The following is a 5,892-nucleotide window of genomic DNA, read 5'->3' as shown; positions in this document are numbered from 1 at the left end:
AAAGGATAAATTTGAGCAGTTACCTTAACCATTTTTTTCTCTTTGGCCAACTGTATCATTTCAGAAATACACCGTCTTCCGATCTGTAAATTCTGATACTCTTTGCTGATCACTATAGAAAGCTCTGAATTATCTTGAAGTGTCACATCTCCAACTAACCCTCCCTCATATTGAACATAATAGCAAGAACCGTGTGAAGTTAGGTGATCATACATTTTATGAAGTTTTGTTACATCGTAAATCTGATCAGTATTATCCACTTGTTTGCAAACGTCTCTATCTTGATACCAAAGAAGGGAGATATCATCATTTCTATAATAAGGAATAAGAGTGATCTGATCATCTACTATTCTATTCATCATTACTTCTTCCATATCTTTATTTAGAGGTTTCTTCCGATACTTCAATATTCCCCATCAACCAATTGGACATCTTTTTGCCTTTGTCTTTATAAGGGTTGGGAGGAAACAAGGTGAATGGGGGAATGCTGGCATCTGGGAAGAATAGTTCTACGCTTATCGTTCGTTCGCGATTATGATTGACGTAGGCTGTAAAATAGATATGGTAATTTCCACTCACATCACCACCATTATCATACTCTCCTCTAGCAGTATTTGGTAAGAGCGTCACAGATTTTATGTCTTGCTTTTCCTGGGCTAAGTGTGCGATGATCTCACGCTTAATGGCAGCCTCATGACTTCTGACGAAATTCCCATCATCACTGTATCCAGGATGCTCACTAAGAGAATAGAAAACAATGACCATCAGAAAAGGTAGAGAAATTAAAAAAATAATTAGCTTATTCGATTTTAACATGGGGTCCTCATCCTACTTATAAAAAATCTTGACCCAATCCTGCTTTGCACTGAGTATACGAGCAACATACACTGTATGCTTCTCAATATAATAAAATGCGAGATAGTTCTCTATTGGCATATAACGATAGGGTTTTCCATCATTCGTCATCTCACCATAGCCCCGGCTTGATACCAGAGGACAGGCTTCTGGAAACAGTTCTAGGGTCTCAAGAGCACTTAATAGCAAATCAACTTTGCCATCTGCAGCTTGCTGGCTATAAAAATTCACAAGAATATAGTCGTGAATGCCACGCAAGTCCTGCTTAGCCTGATCTGCAAGAAAGACCTGATAGCGTTTCAACTTAGTCAAGACCAAATTCCTTTCTCACATCGGCTACAGAAGTGACTTTCCCTTGAGCAATTTCCTGGTGCCCAACTAAAATCTCCTTCTTCAAATCCTCAAAGGCCACTTGATACTGCGTGTTCTGCAAATCACTTGAAACAAATTCTCTTGGATCCACAGTCCCGTTAGCAATTTTTCGAAGTGCTGCATTTAGGACATCTGACACAGAAATTTTTTGATCCGCAAGTACCTCTTTTGTTTTCTGGTAAAACATCTCATCTGCTCGAAAATTCACTGCTTTCGTGTTTGCCATTTCTACCTCTCCTTTGTACATACAATTTGTATATACATTCTACCATACATAAGAGAAGGGATTCAAGTGAAAAATGGATTCCTCTTTCACTAAATAAAAGTTGTAAGAGATAAGAAATTTGAGTGCGTAACTGGTGACAAATAGTTTTAAAACGGAAAAAGGTGATAGATTGTTCTGTCTATCACCTTGTGTTTGCTATTGATTATCTTGTACTTGTGCTTTGCTTTTCTAAATCATGACACATACAGATCCATAATATTCTAAAGGGTCGGAATTACGTCAATATTTAGGACTTATTATGTCACATGCTTCTTTTTTCTCTGAAGTCTCTTTCTTTTCTCGAAAATAAAAAAGTTTTTGTCAAGGAAATTTTTTAAAAATAATCTTGTTCATGACCTTACGTAACGATGTATAATAAGTATGAGGAGGTGGGTAATGATGGCTAAATATAGAGCAATTCCGGAAGGATTTATGACAGTTGGGCAACTTGCTAAGAAAATGGGGGTTACCGTCCGTACTTTACAATACTATGATAAAGAAGGGGTGCTTTCCCCATCGGCAGAAAGTGAGGGAGGTCGCAGGCTTTATACCGATAAAGACTTAGTGCTACTCCATCAGATATTGTCTTTAAAATCATTAGGCTTTTCTCTCAAGGATATAAAGGGGCGTTTGATCTCTTTGAAAACACCTGATGATGTTGCTAAAGCTCTTACAGAGCAAGCAGATATTCTTCGTAAAAATATTGAACAACTTAAGGATTCTTTAGTCGCAATAGAGCAGTTAAAGGCAGAAGTTTTACAAATACAGACGGTCAATTTTAAGAAGTATGCAGACATTATTGTCAATCTACAGATGAAGAATGACTCCTACTCTCTCATTAAGCGCTTTGATGATGATACGCTCGACCAGATACGCAGTCGATTTGACAAAAAAAGCGGGCAAGATTTTATGGATAGGTTGAACCGCCTAAGTGATCAAATCGTAGAGCTTCAGAAAGAAAATGTACCAGCTGAAAGCGAACAATGCCAACAGGTTGTGCAAGAATACTGGAGTTTGATTATGGAGTTTACAAATGGTGATATGAGCATGCTTCCGAAGTTGATGGAAATAGGGAATATTGATACCGCCTCAAACGCTTGGGAAGAAAAGCAAAAAATCGTTAATGATTATTTAGGGCCTGCTTTACAAGTCTATTTTTCAAGGCTTGGAACCAATCCCCTTGAGGAGGTAGAACCATGAAAGACGCAATAGAGGTTTCTGGATTAAAGAAAAGTTATGGTAGCAATATGGTTCTTAGAGGTCTCGATTTTCAAATCAAACAAGGAGAAATCTTTGCTCTGCTCGGAGTGAATGGAGCTGGAAAAACAACAACGCTTGAATGTATCGAAGGTCTGAGAAAATATGACGAAGGCACTATCGTTGTAAACGGGAAAACCGGAATTCAACTACAGTCCTCCTCTCTACCCGCTCACATCAAACCGATAGAAGCCATAAAGCTCTTTGCAAAATGGAATCATACATACATTGATAATGCTATGCTAAAGGCCCTTGGCATAAAAGAAATGAAGGAGTCGCAATACATAGAATTATCCACCGGTCAAAAAAGAAGATTACATCTTGCTCTTGCACTTATCAGTAATCCGGATATTATTTTTCTCGATGAACCGACAGCGGGACTTGATGTTGAAGGAAGACTATCCCTCCATGAAGAAATCCGAAAGCTCAAATCACAGGGCAAGACAATTGTTTTGGCAAGCCACGATATGGCCGAAGTTGAAACCCTATGTGACCGCATTGCTATTTTGAATAGTGGAAAGATTGTCTTTTGTGGTACTCCTTCAGAACTGACAGACAGGTTGGGAAGAAAATATTTCATCCATTTAAAGACCCGGGACGGAGAGGAATCTTTTGAAACAGATACGATCGAGGATAGCTTAATTTCATTATTGGAAGAATGCAAACAGAAAAATATCCAGATATTGGATATCAAGGTTGATCGTGGCACACTGGAGCAGCATTTCATTGAAATGGCAAGGAGGGGTTTGGAATGAATGGTTTTTTATATAGCCTAACATTACAGTGGAAATTGGACATACGAAGTAAGTCTCTCTTGGTTACTTACTATATTGTACCGATTATTTTCTTTCTTCTCATGGGTGGTATTTTTACTTCCGTTATGCCTGAAATGGGTAGCACACTTATACAGTCAATGATTGTCATGAGTGTTTCAATGGGAGCCTTTCTCGGTTTACCGCCTTCCTTGATTGAAACATACGGAAGCGACATAAAAAAGATTTATAAAGCAAATGGTGTGCCTATTCATTTAGGATTGGTGACCATAGTTCTCTCTGCCTTTGTTCATTTGATAATGACTTGCATAGTGATCCTACTACTTGCTCCAATTTTATTTAAAGCAAGTCTACCAAGTCAATTTCCCTTATTCTTTCTCGCGCTTGCCATCTACATTTTTGTATCGTTGAGTATCGGAAGTATACTGGGCCTTACTGTAAAAAATCAAGCAAAGCTGACCATGATAGCGCAACTTGTATTTTTACCCTCAATTATGCTCTCAGGAATCATGTTTCCCATCACCTTACTGCCTGATTTTCTTCAAGCAATCGGGCGTCTTTTCCCCGCTTCTTGGGGATACCGCTTGATGCTAGATCATGGTTTTGGTCTTGAAAATCTTTGGTATCTGATTCTTGTATCTTGCATTGCAATAATATCATCTATCCTCCTGTTGAATAAACAAAAATCTAACTAGATGCCTGAATAATTCCATGCCAGCTTTTACTTTAAAGCAAAAGCGAGATAGATCGTAAAATCAAATGAAGAGAACACCAACAAAAAATCATCTGTTGGTGTTCTCTTCATTTTTAGATTTCTGAAAAAACCTCTTGTCCATGTATCAGTAGGTACCCTTTAACTCTATTTTTCATGAACATTGTTTTATAAACAGTAGATTACAGTCTTAATATATATGGAGATATACAACTGTTCTATATCAACGTATATTCATACAACTTTTCATCTACTTTCTGAAATCCCAAAGCCAAAAACATTCTTTGACTTTGGGTATTAAAAGGATAAATTTGAGCAGTTACCTTAACCATCTCTTTTTCTTTGGCCAGCTGTATCATTTTAGAAATACATCGTCTTCCGATCTGTAAATTTTGATACTCTTTGCTGATCACTATAGAAAGTTCTGAGTTATCTTGAAGTGTCACATCTCCAACTAACACACCCTCATATTGGATATAATAGCAAGATCCGTGTGAAGTTAGGTAATCATACATTTTATGAAGTTTTATTAGATCGTAAATCTGTTCAGTATTATCAACTTGTTTGCAAACCTCACTATCTTGATACCAAAGAAGGGAGATCTCATCATTCCTATAATAAGGAATAAGCACTATCTGATCATCTACTATTCTATTCATCATGACTTGTTCTTATTTCTATTTAGACGCTTCCTTTGATACTTCAATATTCCCCATCAACCAATTGGCCATCTTTTGGCTCTTGCTTTTATAAGGGTTAGGGTGAAACAAGGTAAAAGGGGGAATGCTGGCATCGGGGAAGGATAATTCTACTCTTAACGTCCTCTCAGGGTTATCATCAGCATAGGCTGTAAAATAGATATGGTAATGTCCACTTACATCACCACCATTATCATACTCTCCTCTAGCAGTATTTGGCAATAAGGTCACGGACTTTATGCCTTGCTTTTCCTGGGCTAAGTGTGCGATGATCTCACTCTTAATAGCAGCTTCATGATTTCTAATGAAATTACTATCATCACTATATCAAGGATGCTCACTAAGAGAATAGAAAACAATAACCATCAGAAAGGGGAGAGAAATTAAAAAAATAATCAGCTTATTCGATTTTAACATGGAGGTTCCGCATCCTACTTATAAAAAATCTTGACCCAATCCTGCTTTGCACTAAGGATACGAGCAACATACACCCTATGCTTCTCAATATAATAAAATGTAAGATAGTTCTCTATTGGCATATAACGATAGGGTTTTCCATCATTCGTCATCTCACCATAGCCCCGGCTTGATACCAGAGGACAGGCTTCTGGAAACAGTTCTAGGGTCTCAAGAGCACTTAATAGCAAATCAACTTTGCCATCTGCAGCTTGCTGGCTATAAAAATTCACAAGAATATAGTCGTGAATGTCACGCAAGTCCTGCTTAGCACGATCTGAAAGAAAGACCTGATAACGTTTCAACTTAGTCAAGACCAAATTCCTTTCTCACATCGGCTACAGAAGTAACTTTTCCTTGAGCGATTTCCTGATGCCCCACTAAAATCTCCTTCTTCAAATCTTCAAAGGCTACCTGATACTGTTTGTCCTGCAAATCACTCGAAACAAATTCTTCTGGATCCACAGTCCCATTAGCAATTTTTCGAAGTGCTGCATTTAGGAC

Annotated in this window: 10 protein-coding genes; 3 read left to right on the top strand and 7 right to left on the bottom strand. The window is 37.8% G+C overall.

Annotated features, from left to right (window positions below; genetic code table 11):
- From HMPREF2918_RS02620 to HMPREF2918_RS02605, 4 genes are all read right to left on the bottom strand, one after another.
- The coding region (locus tag HMPREF2918_RS02620; protein ID WP_070594510.1) for a GNAT family N-acetyltransferase at positions 1–362 on the bottom strand (362 nt) is incomplete at its 3' end.
- 16 nt (positions 363–378) lie between these two features.
- On the bottom strand, positions 379–816 hold the full coding sequence (locus HMPREF2918_RS02615) for a hypothetical protein (protein WP_070594509.1): 438 nt from the start codon (positions 814–816) through the stop codon (positions 379–381).
- A 12-nt stretch (positions 817–828) separates the two neighbouring features.
- Positions 829–1,167, bottom strand: coding sequence for a type II toxin-antitoxin system RelE/ParE family toxin (locus tag HMPREF2918_RS02610; protein WP_070594508.1), 339 nt, complete (start codon positions 1,165–1,167; stop codon positions 829–831).
- Complete coding sequence (locus tag HMPREF2918_RS02605; protein ID WP_070589185.1) at positions 1,160–1,453, bottom strand: type II toxin-antitoxin system RelB/ParD family antitoxin; 294 nt, start codon at positions 1,451–1,453, stop codon at positions 1,160–1,162. The genes HMPREF2918_RS02610 and HMPREF2918_RS02605 overlap by 8 nt, the downstream gene beginning before the upstream one ends.
- Before the next feature lie 435 nt (positions 1,454–1,888).
- On the opposite strand from HMPREF2918_RS02605, the gene HMPREF2918_RS02600 reads away from it, so the two are divergent.
- Genes HMPREF2918_RS02600 through HMPREF2918_RS02590 form a run of 3 tightly spaced genes read left to right on the top strand, consistent with a single transcriptional unit; the run spans position 1,889 to position 4,217 of the window.
- Positions 1,889–2,692, top strand: a complete 804-nt coding sequence (locus tag HMPREF2918_RS02600) for a MerR family transcriptional regulator (protein ID WP_176745978.1) — start codon at positions 1,889–1,891, stop codon at positions 2,690–2,692.
- Positions 2,689–3,504: an ABC transporter ATP-binding protein gene (locus HMPREF2918_RS02595; protein ID WP_070594506.1), complete on the top strand. Its 816-nt coding sequence runs from the start codon at positions 2,689–2,691 to the stop codon at positions 3,502–3,504. The genes HMPREF2918_RS02600 and HMPREF2918_RS02595 overlap by 4 nt, the downstream gene beginning before the upstream one ends.
- A complete protein-coding gene (locus HMPREF2918_RS02590; protein ID WP_023917887.1) occupies positions 3,501–4,217 on the top strand; it encodes an ABC transporter permease in 717 nt (238 codons plus the stop codon). The genes HMPREF2918_RS02595 and HMPREF2918_RS02590 overlap by 4 nt, the downstream gene beginning before the upstream one ends.
- 235 nt (positions 4,218–4,452) lie before the next feature.
- Here HMPREF2918_RS02590 and HMPREF2918_RS02585 read toward each other — a convergent pair whose 3' ends face one another.
- The 3 genes from HMPREF2918_RS02585 to HMPREF2918_RS02570 form a co-directional block, all read right to left on the bottom strand.
- Complete coding sequence (locus tag HMPREF2918_RS02585; protein WP_023917885.1) at positions 4,453–4,896, bottom strand: GNAT family N-acetyltransferase; 444 nt, start codon at positions 4,894–4,896, stop codon at positions 4,453–4,455.
- Between the two features lie 467 nt (positions 4,897–5,363).
- Entirely contained in the window at positions 5,364–5,702 is a 339-nt protein-coding gene (locus tag HMPREF2918_RS02575; protein ID WP_024054821.1) for a type II toxin-antitoxin system RelE/ParE family toxin, read from the bottom strand.
- Positions 5,695–5,892, bottom strand: a 198-nt coding sequence (locus HMPREF2918_RS02570; RefSeq protein ID WP_070594505.1) for an antitoxin, incomplete at its 5' end; no start/stop codon positions are given. The genes HMPREF2918_RS02575 and HMPREF2918_RS02570, both read right to left, overlap by 8 nt.

Origin of the sequence: Streptococcus sp. HMSC065C01 (assembly GCF_001813525.1) — a bacterium.
In the GTDB taxonomy this organism is placed as follows: Bacteria; Bacillota; Bacilli; order Lactobacillales; family Streptococcaceae; genus Streptococcus; species Streptococcus parasanguinis_V.
Note: the sequence above shows the minus strand (reverse complement) of the source record. Positions and strands in the feature narration are given on the sequence as shown.